Source organism: Streptomyces atroolivaceus, assembly GCF_000717025.1.
Classification (GTDB): domain Bacteria; phylum Actinomycetota; class Actinomycetes; order Streptomycetales; family Streptomycetaceae; genus Streptomyces; species Streptomyces atroolivaceus.
On sequence record NZ_JNXG01000014.1, the window covers coordinates 165,547 to 185,459 of the forward strand.

Annotated in this window: 14 protein-coding genes, 1 tRNA gene and 3 pseudogenes; 7 read left to right on the forward strand and 11 right to left on the reverse strand. The window is 69.2% G+C overall.

The features are described from left to right. Positions 1 to 10 precede the first annotated feature (10 nt). On the reverse strand, positions 11 to 1,681 hold the full coding sequence (gene murJ / locus OO67_RS24840; RefSeq protein ID WP_033303550.1) for a murein biosynthesis integral membrane protein MurJ: 1,671 nt from the start codon (positions 1,679 to 1,681) through the stop codon (positions 11 to 13). After that, the gene (locus OO67_RS24845; protein ID WP_106972822.1) at positions 1,678 to 2,835 is read right to left on the reverse strand and encodes a lipid II:glycine glycyltransferase FemX; all 1,158 of its coding nucleotides are present in this window, start codon (positions 2,833 to 2,835) and stop codon (positions 1,678 to 1,680) included. Before OO67_RS24845 ends, murJ begins: the two co-directional genes overlap by 4 nt. 192 nt (positions 2,836 to 3,027) lie before the next feature. Here OO67_RS24845 and OO67_RS24850 point away from each other — a divergent pair, with 192 nt between their 5' ends. Then, on the forward strand, positions 3,028 to 4,233 hold the full coding sequence (locus tag OO67_RS24850) for a L,D-transpeptidase (protein WP_033303553.1): 1,206 nt from the start codon (positions 3,028 to 3,030) through the stop codon (positions 4,231 to 4,233). A 287-nt stretch (positions 4,234 to 4,520) separates the two neighbouring features. On the opposite strand, the gene OO67_RS37100 is transcribed toward OO67_RS24850, so the two are convergent. Continuing rightward, complete coding sequence (locus tag OO67_RS37100; RefSeq protein ID WP_051709796.1) at positions 4,521 to 5,027, reverse strand: hypothetical protein; 507 nt, start codon at positions 5,025 to 5,027, stop codon at positions 4,521 to 4,523. A gap of 123 nt (positions 5,028 to 5,150) precedes the next feature. Here OO67_RS37100 and OO67_RS24860 point away from each other — a divergent pair. Both OO67_RS24860 and OO67_RS24865 read left to right on the forward strand, forming a co-directional pair. Next, positions 5,151 to 5,222, forward strand: a tRNA-Gln gene (locus OO67_RS24860). Between the two features lie 3 nt (positions 5,223 to 5,225). Next, positions 5,226 to 7,526, forward strand: coding sequence for a coiled-coil domain-containing protein (locus OO67_RS24865; protein ID WP_033303555.1), 2,301 nt, complete (start codon positions 5,226 to 5,228; stop codon positions 7,524 to 7,526). A gap of 224 nt (positions 7,527 to 7,750) precedes the next feature. Here OO67_RS24865 and OO67_RS24870 read toward each other — a convergent pair whose 3' ends face one another. The 6 genes and pseudogenes from OO67_RS24870 to OO67_RS24895 all read right to left on the reverse strand — a co-directional run bounded on the left by OO67_RS24870 (position 7,751) and on the right by OO67_RS24895 (position 14,087). Then, entirely contained in the window at positions 7,751 to 8,620 is an 870-nt protein-coding gene (locus tag OO67_RS24870; RefSeq protein ID WP_033303556.1) for a class I SAM-dependent methyltransferase, read from the reverse strand. Between the two features lie 126 nt (positions 8,621 to 8,746). Further along, positions 8,747 to 9,337, reverse strand: coding sequence for a helix-turn-helix domain-containing protein (locus OO67_RS24875; RefSeq protein ID WP_208861082.1), 591 nt, complete (start codon positions 9,335 to 9,337; stop codon positions 8,747 to 8,749). Positions 9,338 to 9,975: 638 nt separating this feature from the next. Then, positions 9,976 to 10,826: pseudogene (locus tag OO67_RS39135) on the reverse strand (hypothetical protein); the annotation flags it as partial. 193 nt (positions 10,827 to 11,019) lie between these two features. Next, on the reverse strand, positions 11,020 to 11,502 hold the full coding sequence (locus OO67_RS24885) for a DedA family protein (protein WP_033303558.1): 483 nt from the start codon (positions 11,500 to 11,502) through the stop codon (positions 11,020 to 11,022). Between the two features lie 746 nt (positions 11,503 to 12,248). Further along, positions 12,249 to 13,292, reverse strand: a complete 1,044-nt coding sequence (locus OO67_RS24890) for an alpha/beta fold hydrolase (protein WP_033303559.1) — start codon at positions 13,290 to 13,292, stop codon at positions 12,249 to 12,251. Positions 13,293 to 13,437: 145 nt separating this feature from the next. Next, positions 13,438 to 14,087: pseudogene (locus OO67_RS24895) on the reverse strand (class I SAM-dependent methyltransferase). Between the two features lie 91 nt (positions 14,088 to 14,178). Between OO67_RS24895 and OO67_RS24900 the strand changes: the two are divergent. Continuing rightward, positions 14,179 to 14,748, forward strand: a complete 570-nt coding sequence (locus OO67_RS24900; RefSeq protein ID WP_033303561.1) for a helix-turn-helix domain-containing protein — start codon at positions 14,179 to 14,181, stop codon at positions 14,746 to 14,748. Between the two features lie 999 nt (positions 14,749 to 15,747). Here OO67_RS24900 and OO67_RS24905 read toward each other — a convergent pair. Beyond that, on the reverse strand, positions 15,748 to 16,683 hold the full coding sequence (locus OO67_RS24905; protein WP_033303563.1) for a DMT family transporter: 936 nt from the start codon (positions 16,681 to 16,683) through the stop codon (positions 15,748 to 15,750). Positions 16,684 to 16,750: 67 nt separating this feature from the next. Between OO67_RS24905 and OO67_RS24910 the strand changes: the two genes are divergently transcribed. From OO67_RS24910 to OO67_RS35805, 3 genes are all read left to right on the forward strand, one after another. Continuing rightward, positions 16,751 to 17,359 carry a TetR/AcrR family transcriptional regulator gene (locus tag OO67_RS24910; protein ID WP_033303565.1) on the forward strand — a complete coding sequence of 203 codons (609 nt, stop codon included), beginning with the start codon at positions 16,751 to 16,753 and terminating at the stop codon, positions 17,357 to 17,359. 471 nt (positions 17,360 to 17,830) lie between these two features. Further along, positions 17,831 to 18,145: a hypothetical protein gene (locus OO67_RS24915; protein WP_033303567.1), complete on the forward strand. Its 315-nt coding sequence runs from the start codon at positions 17,831 to 17,833 to the stop codon at positions 18,143 to 18,145. A gap of 32 nt (positions 18,146 to 18,177) precedes the next feature. Further along, positions 18,178 to 18,600 carry a tail fiber domain-containing protein gene (locus OO67_RS35805; protein WP_157841729.1) on the forward strand — a complete coding sequence of 141 codons (423 nt, stop codon included), beginning with the start codon at positions 18,178 to 18,180 and terminating at the stop codon, positions 18,598 to 18,600. 500 nt (positions 18,601 to 19,100) lie between these two features. Here the strand turns inward: OO67_RS35805 and OO67_RS24925 are convergent. Continuing rightward, a pseudogene (locus OO67_RS24925) lies at positions 19,101 to 19,850 on the reverse strand (DUF6891 domain-containing protein); the annotation flags it as partial. Between the last annotated feature and the right edge of the window lie 63 nt (positions 19,851 to 19,913).

Here is a 19,913-nt window from a genome sequence, read left to right on the forward strand (position 1 = left end):
TCCGCCGGCCTCAGCGCCTGCGGCGGAGCCGGGCGATCGCGCGGGTGACGAGGGAGTCGATCTCGGCGAGGCGTAGAGGGCGGGCGAGAAGGACGAAGACCGCTGTGACGGTGAGCGCACCGGCTGCGGAGGCGACGGCCGGTCCGGCGGGGGCCGACATCCGAGCGGCGCCGATTCCGAGCAGGGTGGCGGGCACGGCGGCGGCGAGCAGCCTGGCCTGAGCGGCGACGATGGCGGAGCGCCACAGCCGTGGGCGGGGCGGGAGGGTGCGGGGCCGGCAGGCGGGGTCCTTGCCGGGCGACAGTCGGCGGTGCAGCACCAGAGCGGTCAGGACCCAGCCCGCGAACAGTGCCAGCGAGTAGCCGCCGGCCATGCCGGTGACCGCCCAGCGCGCCGGCAGGAGTTGGTACGCCGTCCACGACAGCCCCGCGTTGAGGCCCGCGATCATCAGGTTCAGCAGAAACGGGGTGCGCGTGTCGGACAGGGCGTAGAACGAGCGGGACAGCACGTACTGGCCGGAGAAGGCGATCAGTCCGGGGGCGAAGGCCATCAGGATCCCGGCGAGTACCGCGATGTCCTCCGGTCCCGTCCTGCCGTGCTGGAAGACCAGAGCCGTGGCGGGGTGGGCCAGCGCGAGCAGCGCACACGCGGCGGGCACGATCAAGGCTGCGCTCGTGCGCAGCGCGTACCCCGCGTCCCGCCGGACCGCCGCCGTGTCGCCGTCGGCCGCCGATCGGCTCATCCGCGGCATCAGCGCCGTCACCAGGGAGACCGTGACGATGCCGTGCGGCACCATCCAGAGTGTGTAGGCGTTGTTGTACGCGCTGAACCCCGCGCCCTCGATCTGCTGGGCGGCGGCGCGGGCACCGGCGGATGTCGCCAGCCGGGTGGTGACCCAGTACGCGGCCTGGTTGCTGAGCACCAGCAGCAGCAGCCAGCCCGCGGAACGCAGTGGCCGGGCCAGGCCGCTGCCGCGCCAGTCGAACCGGGGCCGGTAGCGGAAACCGGTGGCCCGCAGCGACGGCAGCACGGCGAGCGCCTGGACGACGATTCCGGCCGTGGTGCCCCACCCCAGGAGTGCCCGCTCCCCTGTGGTCAGCTCCCCGCCCGCGCCGATTGCCAGGTACAGGCCGAACACGGCGATGACTACGACATTGTTGAGGACCGGTGTCCACATCATGGCGCCGAAGCGGCCCCGTGCGTTGAGCACTTGCCCGAGCAGGGTGAACAGGCCAAGGAAGAAGATCTGTGGCAGGCAGTACCGGGCGAACGCAACCGTCATCGCGTGCTGGTCCGGCGGGTAGTCCGAGTAGAGCCCGACGATCGCCGGCGCCGCCCACACCGCCGTTCCGGTCAGTATGAGCAGGGCCAGAACGCACAGGGTGAGCAGCCGGTCGGTGTAGGCCGCGCCCCCGTCCTCGTGCTCCTTCGCCGCCTTGACCAGCTCCGGCACGAAGACCGCGTTGAGCGCGCCGCCGAGCAGCAGGATGTAGACGATGGTGGGAGCTGTGTTGCCCACCGCGTACCCGTCGGCGACTATCCCGAGTCCGAGCGCCGCGGCGACGACTGCGGACCGGAGGAAACCGGTGGCACGTGAGACGACCGACCCGGCTGCCATGATCGCGCCACTGCGCAGTGCCGACGGTTGCTTCGCCATCGGCTCGGCTGCCGCGGTGGTCATCGTCGCGCCATATAGGTCTGAAACGCGCGGTACAGCGCGTGATTGGCCGTACCGTCCAACGGTCTCTCCCACTCCCCCAGGGTTTCGACGACCTCACCGCCCGTGCCGAGCTTCCAGCGCAGCAGCCCGTACGGACGGTCGTCGGGATCAAGGGTGGAGGGTACCCCGCGCATGTCGTAGACGTCGGCGCCGAGTGCGTGGGCGTCGAGCAGCATGCGCCACTGCAGGAGATTGGAGGGCCGGACCTCACGCCGGTGGTCGGCGGAGGCGCCGGTCTGGTACCAGATCCGGCGGCCGAAGCGGATCATGGTGTGGGCAGCGAGGATCCCACCCTCGTGACGTGCGAGGTAGAGCCGCATGCACCCCGGTTCCTCCTCGTTGAGGGCAGCGTACTGACGCTCGTAGTACCCCAGGGACCGGCCGAGGCGGAAACCGTCGCGCTCCTCGGTGATGCGCAGCAGCCGGTAGAACTCCGGCAGGTCCGTCGCGCTGCCGACGGCCACCTCGACGCCCGACTTCTGCGCCCGGCGGACGTTGCGTCTCCACTCCTGGTTGAGCCCCGCCCACAGGTCGTCCGTCGTACGCCCGGTGAGCTGTATCCGGAAGACGTGGCGCGGCTGCGCGTCCTCGTCGTCCTCGCCTCCGCACCGGTTCCACCCCCGGGCACGGAGCCGTTCCGCGACAGCTGTGCCCAGCGGATCCACCTCACTCGCGAGGACGTCGGAGAGCCTGCGGCCGGGCCCTGTTCCCGATTTGAGCCGTGCCCTGCTCCAGCGGCGGTACGCCGGAGAGGGGCCGATCCGTACGGCGAACACTCCGGACGCGCGCAGATGTCTCAGCAGCGGGTCGAGCCAGCCGTCGATGCCCGGGTCGGCCCAGTCGGCGACCGGTCCTTCCGGCAGGTAGGCGAAGTACTTACGGGTTCCGGGGAGTTGACGCAGCAGGACAAGCGCGACACCGGTAAGCCGGCCGGCCGCCGGGTCCGGTCCCCAGCCCACCAGTTGGGAACGCCAGCCGTCCTTGACCTGAGCCCACGAGGGACTCTGCAGGAATCCTGCGCCCAGGTCGGAGCCCGCGCCGGAGAGCAGGAACGAGCGGTACGTCGCGGAGTTGATGGGTCCCAGCGGTGTTTCCCGACCGCGGGCAGCCGTCATGAGCAGCGATGACACTGTATGCGCCTCTCTGTGGGGAGTGCGGAGAGGCTCACAGCCGTCCGTGACCGCTCCGCGCGGCGAATGTGACCGGACGATGACCGTTGTCCTGCAGTCGCCGTCACATGGCCACAGCGCCGCCCACCTGGGCTTTCCTGGTTCTGCAGTCGCGGTATCCAAACCCGGCCACCATGGATGGAGACTCCCTTGAGCCATATACGTGTGCGCACCGCGGCGGTCGCGGTGCTCCTGGCACCGCTCGCGGCCTGCTCCTCGGCAGGGAGCTCCGGCGCCGCGGCGGGGGACGCCAAGGGCGGCGGCACCAGCACGGTGGAGGACCGCCCCGCGACGGTGACCGTGACACCGAAAGGCAACGGCGTACGGGCCGGCGGCACGGTGAAGGTCACCGCGGCGGGCGGCACGCTCACCTCGGTCGGAGTCACCGACGACGAGGGCCGCCCCCTGTCCGGCAAGGTCTCCGCCGACGGGGTGACGTGGGTCTCCACACGCAAGGCGGTCCCCGGGACCTCGTACACCGTCACCGCCGCGACGACCACTGAGGCCGGCACGAAGAACACGGTCACGTCCAGGTTCGCCACAGCTGAGGCCGACAAGATCAACAGAGTCGACTGGCGACCGGGGGCAAAGGCGATCGTCGGCATCGCCCAGCCGGTCTCGCTGGTCTTCGACAACCCCGTCGCCGACAAGGCGGCCGTCGAACGGCAGTTGAAGCTGACCACGTCGAATGCCACCGAGGGCTCCTGGGCCTGGCTGGAGGACTGGACCGGCCGTGACCGGATCGACTGGCGCCCCAAGGAGTACTGGAAGCCCGGCACGAAGGTCCGGCTCAGCGCCGAGCTGAACGGTACGGACTCCGGCGACGGCGGCTGGTTCGTCCGCGACTACTCGACGAGCTTCACCATCGGCGCGAGCCGGATCGTCAAGGTCGACCTCGACCGAAAGCAGCTCACCCTGGAACAGGACGGGCAGACGGTCCGTACCATCCCCGTCTCCGGCGGCACCCCCGGCGGCGACAGACGCTCCTGGCGCGGGACCGCCGTGCTGATGGCCAAGGAGGGCACGATCAACATGAACTCTGAGACCGTCGGCCTCGGCGACGCCTACGACAAGATGGTCGACCAGTCCATGCGGCTGACCTGGTCCGGCATGTACGCGCACGCGGCGCCGTGGAACGACAAGTGGTTCGGTAACGCGAACAAGAGCAGCGGCTGCATCGGCATGAGCGACACGAACGCCGCCTGGCTCTATGCCCAGCTCCGGCCCGGCGACCCGTTCGAGATCAACGGCAGGGACACCAAGGGAGTCGTCGCCCCGGGCAACGGCTTCGGCGACTGGAATGTGCCGTGGGCCGAGTGGCGGGCGAAGAGTGCGCTGCGCTGAAACCGTGACCGGGTTCGCAGCCAAAGGCAGCTCTGTGCCCCTGGGGGCAGGCGTTTGCGTGTCCTAGACGTGGACCGGCGCAGCGGGCCGCGGGCATTGCTGGCTGCGCTCTTGAGAGTCACACACAGGCCGTCCTTCGGCGGGCCCGCCACCGGGTGCGGGCACCGTACGGCCGGCGGCGTCGCCCCAGGAGCGCGGCCGACGGCAGCGCCGAGCCACTGTCGGCAAGGGCACTTGGCGGCCTCCCCCTGCACTGCCGCCAGGCGGTGCAGGGGGCTGTTGTGCCGTCAGCCACCGGGCCCCGCCGGGTGGGCGTACTCGATGTACCGCAGACGCGCCAAGCCCGCTACGAGAGAGATCAGCGGTGGTGCCAGCCACCAACGGCTGAGAGCTCGCCGCAGCACGGCGAACAGAGTGAGCAGCACTGTGAGAACGCCGAGCGCGGTCAGCAGGCCGGACGCGAACCCGATTCCCGTCAGGGTGCTGTCGTCCCAGGCTCCTTGCGGCTGGATCATCAAAGAACCGTAGGCAATGTAGGTGCTCAGCAGGTTCGCGAGAATGAGGAGCACGCCCCACGGCCCTCGCAGTGTGCCGGTCACTTCGGAGCAGTCCTCGTCCAGGTTCTTGTCGAAGCCGCGGCCGTATGCCTGAGCGCTCCCGTCCTGCCAGTAGAGAGGCCGACGAGGGCTGGCACCTGGTGGGCCGGCCGGTGACCGCGGCACTACGACGCCCTGCGCGAGCTGATCGCCGACGAAGAGGGGCAGGCGGAAGTCCAGCCCGACTTCACGGTCCATGACACGGCTGGCACGGTAACGAGAACCGGAATCCTGAGCGTCGCTGACGGGTGCTCAAGACTCGCGAACCTAGGAAAAAGCCGTTGTGGGGTGATCACCTGGGCGTCTAACGTCTACCGTCATCGGCGTGTAGCTCAGCAGTAGAGCACCGGGCTCTGGACCCGGAGGGCGCAGGGGCGGAACCTGCCACGTCGGCTTATGAACGACAACGCTGAGCAGCAGCCTCCCGTTGCGGGCCCGTCCTATCCGGAGGGTCAGCTGGCCAAGGCCTTCGTGACCGCGTTGACCCATGCGGATGCCGGTGCCCGGCGTCGTGCCGAGGTGCGTGGGCAGCGGTGGCGGGAGGTTCTGGCGGGCATGGCCGCAGGGCGGCTGTCGGTCGGTTCGCGTACGCCCGTGGTCGGGCTCCCGCCGTGGGTGACTCCTGAGGTGATGCGGGGCGGCTTCGCCACTGGGACCGCGAGCGCGAGCGGCCCGCTGCAGACCCACGAGACGGAGGCCGCGCGGAGATTCGGGGTGCCCGCCGAGCGGCGCGTGCTCTTCGCCTACTGCCTCACCGAGCCCGGGCTCACCTGGTTGTGGGCCCGGTTGGACAGCGGCGGCTACGAGATCGGGGTGCCCGAGGAGGCCGCGCTGCTCACCATGGCCTGGCTCGTGCGCCAAGGCGAGACCGGCGCGGCACTCGACCTCGTGGCGGAGCTGGAGCCGTTCGCCGACCGGCTGCGGTTCCTGCCCCGCCCGGCGGACGGGCCCGCACCGGACGCCGAGGCGGCCGTCCATCGGCACACCGTCTCCGATGCTGTCGACACCTTGATACGCAGGCGGCCCAACGCGACCGTAGAGACCCAGCGCGAGGCGCTCGCCGTGTGGCAGCCGTTCGGCGACGAGCTGCTCGTCCACTGGTTGCGGACGGCGCGGGACGGCCACGTCCTCGAGCTCGCACCGGACGCCGGCTGGCTGGCGCGGGGCGAGGTTCTGCTCGGCCGCTACCGGCTGCTCGCCGCGGAACACACCCTGTGCACCAAGCACCGTGATCCCAAGGAGAACCTGGGCATTCTGCGCGGGTCGCTGGAGGAGGTCGTCGCCGGACGGCCGCTGGAGGCGCGCCGGCTCGGTCTGCTGCGGCACGCGGTGCAGTCCATGGTGCGTCGGCGCGGTCTGCCCGGCTCGGCCGCGCACCTGGCCTTGCGCAGGTGCCAGGCTGAGCAGGCGGCGCTTCCTTCCCATCACGCCCTGGCCCAGCTGATGCTGCGCCGGCTCGCTGTTCTCCCGCTGGAGACAGGCATCACCGACGTCGCCCCGCTCCTGGGACCGGTGGCCGAGGAGGAGAGCCGGGAGACCGGGCTGCCCGCCGGCACCGTCGTGCCGGCCACGATCGGCCGGGTCGTCGAGTCCGCGCTGAGCGCCCCGCTCGGCACGCTCGTGGAGCGGGGTGTCGTCCCGTCCGCCGAGGTCATGGCCGAGCTGGTGCCGCAGTTGGTGGCCGCCACCACCGCACGCGCGTACGGCGACGAGACGCTGCGAGGTGTGATGGCCGCCAACTACCGTGCGTTCCGTAACCGCCGTTCGTTGCTCCTGCTCAATCTGGAGCGGCAGGTACGTGTCGACGAACTGCCCTGGGTACGGGCGGTGTCGGGGCAGCGAGCGGCGCCGTTGGGCGCGTCGGGCGGTGAAGGTGCGCTCTCCGTGCTGCGGCAGCTCGGCGAGCTGGCTGTGCAGGCCTTCCCGGGTACGCTCCTGCCCAACCCGCTGGTCCGCGAGTTCGGCGTTCTAGAACGCCAGTGCGATCTCGGGGCCCCGTTCGTGGAGGAGCTGGCTGCCGACATTTTCATGGGCACGTTCAGCCCGAAGTTCCTCAAGGCCGCACGGGTCGCGGGTGAACTGCTCGGCGGGACACTGTACGAGCGTTACTACGGCATCGACTACGCGGCGATCCGTAATCTGGCGATCGTCGAGACCGGCGAGGCCCTGACCCGTTCGTACGACGCCCGCACCTCCCCCGGTTTCGCGCGGCTGTGCGCCGAGCGAGCGGGGCCGGCCTCGCGGTCCTGGTCGGTCGCGGCGAACGGAAGAGTGATCGAGCAGGCGCAGATCCTCACCACGCACAACCTGGCCACGCTGGTGAACCGGGTGGGCATCGCCCCCCGGCCCGGGTGGGCCGACCTGGCGCGCCGTTGCTTCGTGACCGTGTGCCGGCTGACCGCCCGTGTGCACCGCAACCCGCGGCCGCTGGGCACGATCAAGGACGCTGCGTACGCGTGGCGCCACTTGGTGTTCCACCTTTCCCTGTGCCCGCCGGAGGAACAGCGGCGGGTCATCACAGCCTTGAGGGAGGAGGCGGCCCGCCACCCGGCCCACGTCGCAACCCGGCTTGCCCCCGCCCTGGCGGGCCTGGCCTTGGTCGCAGAGGGCGGCAACTTCGGCAGTGACGGAACGGCAGACGCCGGAGGTGCCCGGCGCTTTGTGGGATGGAGCACCCAGGGGCACTGGATGCGGTGAGGGTCAGGGCGGGGGCGCGGCCGCCGCTGTGCCGCCCCCGCGCCGCCTCGCACGACGAACGTCCACGCCGGGCCCCACTCGTCTGCCGGCCGCTGGAATGCCGCATGCCGTCAACGACCAGCATGTCCATGGCATCGGTCACCCAGCCCCCTTGACCCGCGACTTCGAGTTTCCGGAGTCTCACTGTGCATTGTGACGGGACGTCAGCCGTGGGCAGTGGGGGGTCAGGTTCGGCGTGCAGCCCATACGGTGCGTTCGGTGCGCATCGTCAGGTCGTCGCGGCGCAGGATGCTGTGCGGGCCGGCGGTGTCGAGGAGCTGGTCGAGCGCGGCGAGGTCCTCGGGGGAGAGCGTTTCGGCGGCAGCGCTGCGGATGCCCCGTAGGCCGCCGAGGGCGTAGCGGCCGACCGCTTCACTGCGCGAGCCCTTGATGTTCACGGTGACGGGGAGCTGACCCTCGACCTTGAATCCGGCGGTGGAAAGCATCCGACCCCAGTCCGCGCCGCGGTGGGGCATGCGTTCGGCGATGAGGCGGTCGGTCGCCGCGTGGCAGCGTTCTTCCAGGCCGGGCCGGCTCTCGGGAGCGCTTTCGGGCAGAAAGCGAGGGAAGCCGTCCAGCTCGACGACGGCGAACAGGCCGCCGGGGGCGAGCAGGTCGTGGACGGTGCGCAGGACGCGGTCGGGGTGGGCCATGTGGTGCATCGAGGCCGACGCCCACACCAGGTCCGGTGAGCCGAGGTCGGGCCAGGCGGCTTCGTCGAGGTCGGCCTGCACTGTGTTCACACGCTCCCCCAAGCCGCGGGCGCACGCCTTGGTGCGCAGGCGCCGAAGGTGATCGGCGGAGGCGTCGGCGGCGGTGACGCGCGCGTCGGGGAAACGGTCGAGGAGGGCGAAGGTGCCCGCTCCCGTGCCGGACCCCAGGTCCACGATATGCCGGGGGTCGGTCGTCAGTGGCAGCCATGCGGTGATGGAGGCCATGTGCTCGGCGAGGACCTCGGCGTCCAGGTCCAGGATTTCCGCCTGGATATCGGTTCCGTGGCCCTGGTGCTGGTGTGGAGCGCCGTGGTGGGGGGAGTTCTGGTGTGCTTGGTTCATGTCGCCAGCCTAGGACGGCTATGCGTTTCCAGCATGACATCTTCCGGTTTACGCAAGATGATCGTCAGGTCTGCTGCCTGGCACGCAAGACGCCCACGCTGCGGGGGCCTCGCACAGGCCGCGCCGTCATTCAGGAGTGCCCCGAACTTCACCGCCACCGTCGCGGTCATGGCCGCGGCGGGCGTCGCGGTCGAAAATGCCCAGTACCTCGCAGGGACCACCCTCGGCGCCGATGGCGTGCGGCATCATCGTGGGGAACTCGGCCGCTTGATTGGTCTCGATACGCAGGCGCCGGTGGCCGAGCATGAGGATCGCGGTGCCGGACAGGACGACGAGCCATTCGCGCCCCGGGTGGGCACGCATGCGCGCCGGGTTCTCGGGCGGTGGTTCGGTCATGCGCTGACGCACCACGCTCATGCCGAGGTCACCCTTGACGAGCCAGCGCATACTGCCGTGGGCGCCGTCGATCATCGGGCTGGTGATGACGTCGTCGGTGGCGGTCTCCACGAGCTGGTCCAGCGTGGTGTCCAGAGCACGGGCGAGGGTGACCAGCTGATCCAACGCGAGACGGCGACGGCCGTTCTCGATGCGGCTCAGCGAGGACTGGCTGAGGTGAGCACGGGTGGCCAGTTCCTCCAGGGACCAGCCCTGCGCCACCCGCAGGGCGCGGATGCGTTTGCGTACGAGGCTGTCCAGCTCTCCATCTTCTTGCGTCATGCGCAACACAGTATGCCCTTGATGCATACCGGCTGTCGTCGGGCGCACCCTCCGGCATGGCCGGCACCACCGGGTGCCCGGGGTGTGAGTGGCCGGCACCGGCACCGGCCTCGTCGCCCAGGTCGGCGCGTCCGCGGCGGCCGGCGCTCTGACCGGCTCTCACATCAACGCCTGTCGGCCACCATGGACACCGATGCGGCCCTCGCCGCAGAGCCCACGGACGGACCCCCACCCTCCTGATACCACCGCGGCCCGGCCACCGCTCGACCACACCGGGTAGTGCGCGCGGCGCCGAGGCCCCACCCCTGTTCGTTCCCCGGCGACCGGCCCCTGCTCCGGCGCTCGTCAGCATGCCCTTTCGAGAGAGGAACTCATGGGGACGAACGAGCCCGTACCGGCTACTGAAGCCGGCGGCGGGGGTCACCACCCTGACGCACGTCAGTTGCGCACGATCCTGATCGCGGTCTTCATCGCGCTCAGGGCCGTCACCCGTCGGTGTCCGGGGGCGTCCGAGGTGGGTCATCAGCTCGGCGTTTTCGGCACCACCCCGGGGCCGGACCCGGCTGTGCGGTAGTGCAGAACCGTTCCGTTGGCGGCCGCTCGGCCCGTGCGGACGGGCGTCCCGCCATGGTCGAGCATCATGTTGTCGAACCTCCCTGATGTACTTTCTCGCGATGCGGGTGCCAGTGGGCCTGCGGAGGGTCGACGAGGGTCACCAGGCGGTTCGGTCCGGTGCCACCCGTATGTGTCCGGGCAGTGGAACGGCCGGCGGGGCGCAGGGTGACGTTCTCCGGGTAGAGCCGGCCGAGCAGGGTCGGCCGACGAGGTCGTCCTGGCCGGTGGCGTCCAGGGTGACGTCACCTGCTTGCGTCCACACCAGTCCCGGTGCGCGCAGCGCGGACCATGCAGCTGCGGTGCGGGGCGTGACATCGGAATGTGCTTCGTCCGAAGCCGGGTCCGGTCGGTGGGCGTAGCGGTGACCGCGCAGCGCCTGGCCGAGGTCGACGCGGGCGGTGGTGCGGTCGTGGGTGACCTCGATACCGGCGGTGCGGGTCTCGTCGGTGACCGGCGCAGTGACGGTACGGGCGGAGAGCGGGCCGGATGTAGTGCCGATGGGCGGCAGGTCCTCCACGAGGGTGCGCGGGGCGGCGTCGTAGTCCTGCACCTCGGCGGTATACGTGACGGTGGCCTCGGCGGCCGGATCGGTGCGCCAGGTCAGCAGGTGCCGCGGGGCGGTCAGGGGCGGCTCACGGAGGACGGCGGGCAGGGCGGTGCCGCCGCTCGCATCGAAACCGTAGCCGGCCGGGCCGGAGGTGCCTGTGACGACGCGGCGGGCGAAGTCCACGATGCTGGTGTGCCGGATCTGGCGGACCAGGAGTTCGGTGAGGAAAACGTCGCGGGCCGGTGCGGTGTGCCGCAGCCCGGTCGGGGTGATCAGGAGCGGCACTTCCTGCCAGTTGGTGAAGGGCAGCAGGGCGATCCGGTGCAGGCACTTGTCCCGCACCGTGCCCGCCCTCACGGCACAGCAGGGAAGGGAAACGACTCGGGAATGGGCGCGCGTACATCGGGCATGCCCTCACCACAGCCGTGCCTACGCATCTGTCGATCAGCACCTGTTCTGGACTGCGGGCCGCCCGAAACACCTACGCGCCCGCTGCGGAATCTGCCCTTGCGGGACGGGTTCACGATTCGTCGGCCGTGGAGTCCTCGGAGACCGGGACCGCCCCTCTTCTGCGGTACACCACCACCCCGCACACCGCGCAGAGGAGGACGGCCACGGCGGACACCCCAAGGGCCGTCCGCTCGGCGAAGAGCCTTCCCAGCACTTGGAGCACGCCGAGCCCCGCAGTCGCGTAGATCAGCGCCCAGGCCGCTCCGCCGACGAGCAGGGCAGGGAGGTAGCGCGGCAACGGCATACGCATGCTGCCCGCGAGAAAGTTGGCTGCGGTCTGGAAACCGACAGTCAGGAAGGAGAGGGCCACCACTGGCGCGCCCCACCGCTGGATCGCCCGCTCGGCACGCGCGAACTTCGCCGAAGAGATCCTCCCGGCGAATTTGCTGCGCCGGGCACCAGCACCGGCGAGCCACCCGACGGCGTACGTCCCTCCGGCGCGAAGCAGGACGATCACGTACAGGGCTCCGGCCGTGAGCGCGATCTCATCCACGGTGCCTCATCCCGGGCGCTGGGCTGAAGGACGCGTCCCTCGTTACCCGCATGGGCGGTTCAGCCCTGCCGAGTCCACGACGCGAACGTGCCCGGTCATCATCTCTCACCTGCGCCCTGCCTCTGCCTGTCCGTCCGCCAGGTTCCCACCTGTGGCACCGGAATCCGAACCCGTACGCCCGGGGCCCCACGCCAGACAAGGTAAGCCTAACCGAACGGGCATGCGCTCAATATGGGGCACCTGGTTACCCGAGGAACGACAGGTGCGGCCAGTGAAATGTGGTCGGCTCGGCATCAGGGGAGCACCTGGCGGTGCGGCAGAGGTCTCGCTCTGGAGGTTCGTCCGCCTCACGCCCGAGGGGAGCGACTTGTGAGAACTGAGGTTTTCCGCCCGGGCCAGGGAGCGTCGACGAGATCACAGTGACTCCCGAAGCGGCATCGCCATCGCTCAGCGAGGGCCGGTAGGCGCACCACTCGCGGCGCAGGGTCGCGGCGGGGCCCACGTCGTCGCCGGGGCTGAGGTCCGTGTCCCTCAGCTGGCGACGGGTGAGGGACACCTCGCGGGCAGGAGGTAGGTCCCCGGAGTCCTTGAGCGCTGGTACGAACTCGCCGAAGACAACGACACCTCGCTAACTCCTGGCGGACATGGGTGATCTTGTTCGAGAATCTGTCCGCCAGGAGCTTCGTCATTGCGTACGACTGTCCAACTCACGGTCAGCGACGCCGGCCCGGGGAAGGCTCACGGTCTCAGTCGAGGAAGCGCAGCAACTCGTCCGTGACGAACTCGGGGTTCTCCTCGACAAGCCAATGACCTGCCTTGGGCACATCCACCGCCCGCACAATGTTGGTCATGCGCGAATCCACCGTGGAACGTATCCCGTCGAGCTGTCCTTGGGCGGCCATGAGTATGGTCGGGATCTTGACCGGTGTTGCCGCCTTGGTGTCCTTGACGTCTTCATCGAGGCTGCGGTAGAGCTCGAAGCCGCCGGACAGTGCGTCGGGCCGGCTGTAGGTACGGGCGTATTCATCGATCTCCTCATCGGTGAACGGTGACTTCTGCGAGGTGCCACCGAACGACGATCCCCTGAAGGAGACCTGAGGGTAGAACAGCTCCAGATAGTCGCGGACGTTGTCGTGGACGATCACTTCGGGGACACGGCGCTGGGAGTGGAAGGCGATGTGCCAGCTCAGTGAGCGGTACGTGGCCCCGTCCATCGAGGGCCCGGGCAACGGCAGGTCGAGGTAGCCGAGGCGTTCGGTGTCCTCGGGGAATTGGGCGGCGTACTGGAAGGCCACCGCGGCACCGAGGTCGTGTCCGACGACACGGGCGTCCCGCACCCCGAGCCGCTCGGCGACGAGGGTGTGCACGTACCGCGCCAGAGTGGCCTTGTCGTAGCCGGCCGGGGAGCCGGTGCTGTCGCCCAGCCCCGGAAGGTCGACAGCGTAGACGGTGTGATGCTCGGCGAGGTCCGGCATGATGTCCCACCAGCTGTACCAGGTCTGCGGCCAGCCGTGCAGCAGTACCACCGGCGAGCCGCTTCCACCCTTCACGTAGTGCATGCGGACGCCGTCGACATCGGCGAACTCGTGCTTGAAAGTACCCGTGAACTCCGGGTCGTCGCGGGTGACGAGGGTATGAGCGGGAATGTCGGAGGTGCGGCCGGGAGTGGCGGTTTCCTGCGTGGTGCAGGCGGCAGCACCTGTCGTCAATGCGAAGGCGACCGCCAGGATGGCTGCTGTTCTGGCCAGACGGCTGGAGCGGCGCCATGTGGGCCACGATGAAGTTGTCATGTGCTGTTTCCTATGTGTGTGGGCGGTGGGGCCAGCATGCGGTGGTGCCGTCCGTCGGTTCGCGGAGGATGTCCGCGCGGCCGGCGTGCCGAACCTCGGTCCCGCTGCCCCGAGGGCGGGGCGTCGCGGCGGTGGGTGAGCGGCGTCATACGTCCTTTCCGGGGACTGCGTCGGCTCGGTCGGCGCGACGGATGATCAGCACGTGGTCGATGACCTCGGCCATCCGCCCCTGCGGGCCGGTCGCAAGGCGACGGGACGCATCGGCCCGCTCGACCTTCCACGTCGACGGGTCCAAGGCGATACCTGCAGCGACATCCTGCGGGGCCGGGCAGTGGATCTCCTGGTCCCACGACCAGGGAGCGGCGGAACCATGGTCGACGACCAGCAGCCGTCCGCCCGGACGCAAGGCGTGCGCAGCCGCGCGCAGTACGGCCCTCTGTCCAGGTCGAGAGGGGTGTGCAGGTAGTGAACACAGACGAGGTCGAATGTGCCGTGGGGAAAGGACTCACACAGGTCGTGCCTCTCGGCCGCGATCCGTTCGTCCAGGCCGTGCGTGGCTGCGAGGGCGGCAAGACGCTCGACGGCAACAGTCGACACATCGACGGCAGTGACCCGCCACCCCTGGCAGGCGAGCCACAGTGAGTCGCCGCCGTCGCCGCAGCCGAGGTCCAACGCGGTGCCGGGCTGCAGGCCCGAGACGATCTCGGTGAGTCGCGCGTTCGGCCGCGGATCGGCGGAAGCGGGGCGGGCTGCGTAGAGGCCGTCCCAGAACTCGACCGCATCGGTGGTGCTCATCAAGGGCTCCTTCTGCCGGGGATTGAGCCCTCACCCTCGGCCGCCCTCCGTGAAATGGCACGCCATCTTGCAGTTCCTGCAAGATGGCGTGATGAACAGTGAACCGGAAGACGTGCTCGGCTCCGTGGGCTCCCGGCTGCGTAGGCTGCGCCGTGAACGCGGCATCACCCTCGCCGACCTTGCGCCGCTCACCGGGGTCTCGGAGAGCACGCTGTCCCGGCTGGAGAGCGGGCAGCGCCGAGTGACCTTGGAACTGCTGCTGCCGTTGGCCCGTGTCTACGACATCCCCCTGGACGACCTCGTCGGCGCCCCACGCACAGGTGACCCCCGCATCCATCTGAAGCCGATCCGACGGTCCGGCATGCTCTTCATACCGCTGTCACGGCAGCCGGGCGGCACACAGGCCTTCAAAATGATCATTCCCGCGCGGCCGAAACCGCTCGAACCGACCCCGCAGACACACGAGGGCTCTGAGTGGCTGTACGTACTCAATGGCCGGCTGCGTCTACTGGTCGGCGAGCGCGACCTGACCCTGTCACCCGGTGAGGCGGCCGAGTTCGACACGGCCCTGCCCCACTGGCTTGGCAGCGCCGACGGCCGCGCGGTCGAACTCCTCATCCTGTTCGGCCCGCAGGGGACCCGTGCCCATCTTCGCGTGTAATAGCTCATCGCTCGTGGATGGGTGTTCTGCGGGTCTTCGGCGCCTCTGGTCCGAATTGAAGAGCTCGTCTCCGGTCCGGGGCCGCCGCCCGACACCACACCCCCACAGCACGGGCACCCCGGGGGGGGGCCGGTCGCACCGACCGGGTAACAGTGCTGGGGCGGTGCCGGGTGACGGCCCGTCCAGTGGAACCCCCGGCGTCCACGAGGAGCTGCAGGCGGGAGTGCTTGGCCCAGCACCCCCGCCTGCAAGGCCGCCTGACCGGCGCCTAGCCTCGAGCAGCCGCCCCACGAGCCCGGGATCCCGCCTTGGGGCCCTGTCCGCGAGGTCAGGATTCCCGCCATCGCGAGACTCAGTGCCACGCCGCCGGGGGCAGCAAACACGTCAGGGGCGAACCGCCCCAGCCACCCGGTCTCCCCCGGCCCCCGCCTCCTGTACGCCGCCCCTTGCCTCATGCATCGGAACCTCAGCCACGTGCGGGCTCCCACCCGGCAGAGCGCACGCCTGCGCGGTGCGCGCTCGTCGGCGCCGAGCCGCCGCACCCCGGCCCTGACTCCGCTCGCGGACGGCTCCTCCCTCTCCGTCAACGGCGCCGCCCCCGTGCGCATCGTCGAAACACAGATCACTGGGACCTGCGGCGACAACTCGTTCACCGGTTCCTACCGGCTGGCCACGACACTGACCGACGCCCGCCGATACCGGCCCCAGGCCTCGTCGCCCTTTCCCGTCAGAGGTGCGAATACGTGTCGGCGTACTACGCGCTTCGCCTCGAAGGACGGGCCGCACGCGGACTCATCGACAAGGCCGGACCATCCTTCTGCAGCAGCCCCGAAATCCACCCACCCCCCCTGCCATCAGCGGCAATGCGCCTACTACGCCGCATGGGGTGCAGCGCCCTAGCGCGCACCTCTGGGTCGCCTGCGCCCGACGGGACCGGGCCGAGTACGTGATGGCCGGGGCCACAGAGGAGGACACTCCCCCTCTGATGAGGCAGAGGTATCAGGCGCCGCGCTTGGCTGGTTTCGCCGCCTCGGTTGTATCTGCGCTCCGGACACACAGCGTGGTGGACGAAGTGTCTCCGCGATAGACGATGACGACTGCTGCGAGGCCGACGGCCAGGCCGAGCGCGGTCTGCGGACCGAACGGTTCACCGAACATGAGGGCTCCCCAGACTGCCGTGACCGGCGCGATGAGGAACATGAGCGTATTGACTTTGGTGATTCCGGAGCGCCTCAGGATGAGCCAGTACAGCCCGTATCCGCCGAGGGTGGGCAGGGCCACGAGCCAGGTGATCGCGGCCCAGAACGAGAGCTCAGCCGGCGGCTTCGCAGCTCCGACGCTTACGGCAAGCGCCGTAAAGATGACCGCGCTGGTGGTGCAGTGGACGGTCATCGACACTGCGGGCGCGACCCACGTTCGGGAGCGGCTTTCGAGGAATGTGGCCGCTACCAGCGAAAACATGCCAACGAAGGGGACGAGATAGGCCCACCAGGCCACGCCGGTGCGGGCTGCGGCATCGGCCGTGGTGACGATTGCGACTCCGCTGACCCCCAGACACAGGCCGAGCCACTGCTTGCGTGAGACGTACTGACGCAACAACGGTCCGGCAAGTGCTCCGGCGACGAGAGGTTGGACGCCGTCGATCAGGGCCGTGGTGCCGCTGGAAACCCCGAGTTGGATCGCGTAGTAGACGGTGAGCAGATAGCCGCTCTGCGACAGCACGCCGATCATGGCCTGCCTGGCCACATCCCGCACCGCGAGGCCCCGCCACGACGTTCTGGCGGCGGTCACAGCAACGACGATCAGAATGACGGTCAGCGGCAGGAACCGCCACATCAGGATCGTGATCGCGGACGCGCTGCCCGCACCGAGCTTGGCCCCGATGAACCCGGAACTCCAGCACAGCACAAAGGCTATCGAGAGCAGGAAGTTCACGCTTCACCCTCCACTAAACAGATCGGTATACTCGGGATTCACTATACAGATCGGTATACTTTTGGGCATGGGTACTACGGAGAAGCTGCGACGGATCTCGATGACGCCTGCCGCACGACGCGTCCTGGAGGCCGCCGCGAGGTTGTTCTACGAACGCGGCATCCATGCTGTCGGCGTGGACCTGATCGCCGCCGAGGCCGGGGTGACCAAGAAGACCCTCTACGACCGGTTCGGCTCCAAGGAGCAGATCGTCGTGGAGTACCTCGCTGACCGGGACGAGCGTTGGCGGGCCTTCCTCGCCCAGCACCTCGACGCCGCACATCCAGCGCCGCCGGCACGCGTCCTGGCCGTCTTCGACGCCTCACACGCCTGGGCGGCGGAGAACAATTCCAAGGGGTGCAGCATGGTCAACGCCCATGCCGAGATCAGCGATCCGTCCCACCCGGCCTATCCGATCATCACCGGGCAGAAGAAGTGGATGCTCGACCTGTTCACCCACCTCGCTGGGGACATCTCCCCAGACAGAGCCGGACACCTGGGCCGGACACTCATGCTGCTGCACGAAGGAGCGCTCGTCGCCCACGGCTTGAACGTCTTCCCAGACCCCATCGCCCATGCCCGCGAGCACGTGCAAGGTCTCCTTGCCACCACCAGGGACACCGCAGTGAAGCAATGAGGTGATGCCCAATGGTCTTCTTCTGAGCGGTGGGCGAAGCCGTGCTCGATCGATGCACCTCCGTGGCGAGCACGCGGTTGGCGGTCCAACCGGCCGCCCACCTGACACCCGCGACCGGTGGCACCGCCGGAGGCCGGCACATCAGGGAAGCAGAGGGGGGCGGGCTCCGGTCCGGCAGATGCGACTTCGCGTGCTCGCCGGCACTGTCCGCCGCCCCTGACACTCAGAGCGCACGGGCCCGATTCACACAGGGGTGCTGGCTCGGACAGGACGGATCAGCGAGCCGGCGGGCGCGGCCCTCGTGCTGCAACGATGAAGGAGAAACGGTGCGGCGCTCGGCCCCCTACCTTTTCCATAGATCGCTCCTGCGAGCGTGGCCGGAAAAGGGCCGGAAACCTACGTGCCTTTTGGGGCAATAGGCCGTTAGGGGTGTCGCGGGCGCACTCGGCGTCCCGACTGGAAGGAAGCTCGATGTCCACGAAGCGCGTTGCCCGCCGTCTGCTGGTGCTGACAGCCACAGCGGCTGCCGGTACGGGTACGTTGAGCGGTGCGGCCGTCGCGAGCACGAACATCCTGGCAGCCGGCAACGCCGCTTACGACACCACGATGATCAATAAGGACCGTGAGGTCACGGCGGTCGGCGTGACGACTTACAGCAGCGGGACGGGCAGCGGTCTGATCCAGCTGCCGGTGAACAGCCCCGAGAACCGCGGCGGTGGGGGCAGCCTGCTCTTTTCGGATCGTGAGCTGAAGACCGAGGTCACCGCGGTGGTCTGGGTGCGATGAGGTACCGGCGGTGGAAAGTACTGTTGGCCAGGATGCTGATGCCGAGACTGGTCAGGATGCGCCTGCGCCAGGATGCTTCTGCGGCCGGCCTGGCTTCCGATGCCGTGTCGGGTGCGGTGCGCGGCATAGATCCGGTCAACGGATACCACGTGCTGGAGCAGGTGGTGCAGTTGCCGGTCAGTACGTGGCGGTACCACTGGGACCCGCCGCACGTACGCCACCTGGGCCCCATGGCGCAGGACTGGTGGAAAGCGTTCAGGGTCGGTGAGAACGACCGCACGATCTGCTGCACCGACGCCAACGGAGTGGCCATCGTCGCCATCCAGGCACTGCACCGGGAACTGACCGAACTACGGGGCGAAGTCGCGGCCCTACGAGCCGAGAGTTCACGACAAGCACAGTCGCATAGCGCACCTGCGCACACGAAATCCGAGCAAGCCGCAGATCAGGCGTAGGGGCGCGCTGTGTGCCAACCGGGCTGATCCGTGGTGCCGACTCAGCAGCACAAGTGCCAACTGAACTGGCGCAAGCATCGTGGCGTACGGGCTGCCCCGCGCGGTCTTGCTCACCGGCAATCGAGTCACTGACCGCTCTGTTCAGCGAGACGGTCGCCCTGGTGGCGCAGATTTCCGCGGGGCAGCAGGGCGCAACTGGACGTGTTCAGGACGGCAGGCTCATCTGGAACTGATGACCGGCGTGCGCGTCCAAGCCGCAGTAGGACTGCGGAACAGCAGTAGCCGGTGGTGTCGATCCGCCCCGCAAGGACTTCCTCGGCGGCCGCCCTCCGGCCTTCGACAAGGAGGTCCACAAGCGCCGCAACGGCGTGGACCGGTGCTCCGACCGCCTCGAGCAGTGGCGAGGCATCACCACCCGCGACGATAAGACCGCCCAGTCCTGCACGGCAGCCGTTACCCTCGCATCAGTCCTGATGTGGGCGTGATTTTTGATGCCCCTCTTAACCGACCAGGCGGCGGCGCCAGTCCAGAGGGGTGACGGTGATGGCCCGGGCGGGGTCACCGTCCCACTCGGCGTGGAGGCCGACTGCTGTGAGGGCAACCACGACCTCGTGGCCGATGGCTGCAGTGGTCTCGGACGAGTCGTCGAAACCGCCGTAAAGGAGCATCAGTCCGTGGCCGGCTGCGGCCGAATCCGTGCATTGGGTGTGGAAGTAGACGAAGCCGCGGGCGTCGGGCTCGCCTTCATCGCCGATCTCGGACTGACCGCAGCTACGGCAGCAGGTGAAGTTCTCGCGGGAGGTGATACCAGCCTCTTGGAGGGCGGTGAACGCGCGAGTGAGCCGTTCAGCATCGGTCTCGCCCTGCCATGCGGCTTGCTCCGCGACCCGCTCCAGCCACAACCGGTCAGCCAGTGCTTCCGCCTGCTCGCGCGAAACGGGCCGGCGATCCTTGGTGACCAGGTACTCCTCGGCGAGATCGGCCAGTTCGGCGCGAGAGGCGTAGCCGCCGACCAGTACTTCGCGGACGCGCTTCTCCAACTCCTTGTGCTCGTCCTCGGCGAGGTCGAGCGGCGGCACCTCGCGGGCGGGTCCCATGTCCAGCAGCGACCAGGGCAGACCGCCTTGCCAACCGGCTTCCTGGCGGACCCAGCCGGTGATCGCCGCAACGACGTCCTCGGGCCCGTCGACCATCGCCTGAAAGTGCCGGTCAGCGGCACCGTCGCGGTACTCCAGCGTGTAGTCATCACCATCTCGAGGGGCGTGGAAGGCACCCGGTCGGTGGTCGGGGGGGCGTGCGGCGTCGGGGTTTCA

Bases quoted from the DNA above. Each gene is read 5' to 3' on its own strand.
- murJ (WP_033303550.1), bottom strand. From the start codon at position 1,681: ATGACCACCGCGGCAGCCGAGCCGATGGCGAAGCAACCGTCGGCACTG.
- OO67_RS24900 (WP_033303561.1), top strand. From the start codon at position 14,179: ATGAACAGTGAACCGGAAGACGTGCTCGGCTCCGTGGGCTCCCGGCTG.
- OO67_RS24875 (WP_208861082.1), bottom strand. From the start codon at position 9,337: ATGACGCAAGAAGATGGAGAGCTGGACAGCCTCGTACGCAAACGCATC.
- OO67_RS37100 (WP_051709796.1), bottom strand. From the start codon at position 5,027: ATGGACCGTGAAGTCGGGCTGGACTTCCGCCTGCCCCTCTTCGTCGGC.
- OO67_RS24845 (WP_106972822.1), bottom strand. From the start codon at position 2,835: ATGACGGCTGCCCGCGGTCGGGAAACACCGCTGGGACCCATCAACTCC.
- OO67_RS24915 (WP_033303567.1), top strand. From the start codon at position 17,831: ATGTCCACGAAGCGCGTTGCCCGCCGTCTGCTGGTGCTGACAGCCACA.
- OO67_RS24865 (WP_033303555.1), top strand. From the start codon at position 5,226: ATGAACGACAACGCTGAGCAGCAGCCTCCCGTTGCGGGCCCGTCCTAT.
- OO67_RS24850 (WP_033303553.1), top strand. From the start codon at position 3,028: ATGGAGACTCCCTTGAGCCATATACGTGTGCGCACCGCGGCGGTCGCG.
- OO67_RS35805 (WP_157841729.1), top strand. From the start codon at position 18,178: ATGCTGATGCCGAGACTGGTCAGGATGCGCCTGCGCCAGGATGCTTCT.
- OO67_RS24890 (WP_033303559.1), bottom strand. From the start codon at position 13,292: ATGACAACTTCATCGTGGCCCACATGGCGCCGCTCCAGCCGTCTGGCC.
- OO67_RS24910 (WP_033303565.1), top strand. From the start codon at position 16,751: ATGGGTACTACGGAGAAGCTGCGACGGATCTCGATGACGCCTGCCGCA.
- OO67_RS24870 (WP_033303556.1), bottom strand. From the start codon at position 8,620: ATGAACCAAGCACACCAGAACTCCCCCCACCACGGCGCTCCACACCAG.